The 643-nt window shown below is 47.4% G+C and carries 1 protein-coding gene; it reads left to right on the top strand.

What is annotated here, in order from left to right:
• The coding region (locus AB4496_RS23650) for a VCBS domain-containing protein (RefSeq protein WP_372132206.1) at positions 1-643 on the top strand (643 nt) is incomplete at both ends.

Below are 643 nucleotides of genomic sequence, written 5' to 3'. Positions count from 1 at the left end.
GAACGTACAGGGGCTGAAACTCTGGCTTCAACAAACTTTGAAACTGACGGACTTGAATCTCAAGGGCTGTCCGAAACTCAAAGTATTGCTCTTTTCGATATCATTGCTCTTGCGCTTGTTTCAGGTGAAACCAACGTTATTGAGTTTGAACAGGATGAGCCTATTGAAACCGGGGGCGTTTTAACCATTGACGATCCGGACGTTACCTTTATCGCCAAAGATGCGGAAGGCGAAAATGGGGTCGGGTCTTTTGTCGTTAATGAGGATGGCTCGTGGACATTCGTGGCCAACAGTCCATTTGATGAACTTGCTGATGGCGAGCAAATTCAAGATACGACGACAGTGCAAACCTCCGACGGTGGCGAACAAGTCATCACCGTCACCATCATTGGTACTGATGATGCGGCAGTCGCTACCGATGACTCGGGCAGTGTGACTGAGGACATTGATGTAGATGAGATCACCAATCAATTAGTGACGTCTGGTCAGATCGTAATTACAGATGTAGACAGCGACACTCCTACCTATTCAGCTGACGGTGAGTTTAACCTCGTAGGTTCAACAAACGAATCACAGCTAGGCGTATTGAGCATCGACCCTGATGGTGCTTGGACTTACGTAGTTAACAACGACGATGTTCAGT

The organism is Vibrio sp. 10N.222.46.A1 (genome assembly GCF_041473595.1).
GTDB lineage: Bacteria > Pseudomonadota > Gammaproteobacteria > Enterobacterales > Vibrionaceae > Vibrio > Vibrio tasmaniensis_A.
This window is presented reverse-complemented; position numbering and strand designations above follow the sequence as displayed.